This is a genomic window from Vibrio sp. HENC-03, assembly GCF_000305755.2.
In the GTDB taxonomy this organism is placed as follows: domain Bacteria; phylum Pseudomonadota; class Gammaproteobacteria; order Enterobacterales; family Vibrionaceae; genus Vibrio; species Vibrio owensii.
In genome coordinates this window covers 1-522 of record NZ_JH976063.1, presented here as the reverse complement: position 1 = coordinate 522, position 522 = coordinate 1, and the positions used below count along the sequence as shown (strand labels likewise).

At 41.0% G+C, this 522-nt stretch carries 1 protein-coding gene; it reads right to left on the bottom strand.

What is annotated here, in order from left to right:
- Positions 1–124 precede the first annotated feature (124 nt).
- Positions 125–522 (bottom strand): hypothetical protein (locus VCHENC03_RS23130; RefSeq protein ID WP_232310307.1); only part of this gene is annotated, 398 nt, incomplete at its 5' end.

The window sequence follows — 522 nt, the reverse complement described above, 5'->3', positions numbered from 1 at the left end:
TAACGCCCTGTTAAGGTGTGAGCAACGCAATACCGATGTCACCGCATACCACCTTAAACACTAAAACCAACGCATACTGAAAATGCCACGCGTTGCGAATCACTCTTGAACAGTTTGTTATAACTCAAACCCAAATTGGCAGCTGATAGATTTTTCCATTTAGATCCACAACTACCGCTTCGACGTACACCTGATGGTTATCAGCACGATAAGCCGATATATAAAACTCTTCGAAGCATTCGATAGGTAAACTGTGAGATTCGCACAACTTAGGTAGCCACTTGCGATAAGCGAGAACCGTCTTACGTACTCTAGGCGTTAGTTTAAACAGCTCTTCATCTTTAGTTGGAATCCAACTAATTTTCACTAAATCACCCGCTTTAAGATTAGCTAGTTTGAAGATATCATCACGGACGAACCCACCATCGATGTAATTTGCGCCACTAAAAAATGATAGTGTAAAGTTCTTTGCCACACCTTTGATATTCTTCAGTTTCACAATTTCCCCTTGAGTTATAACGC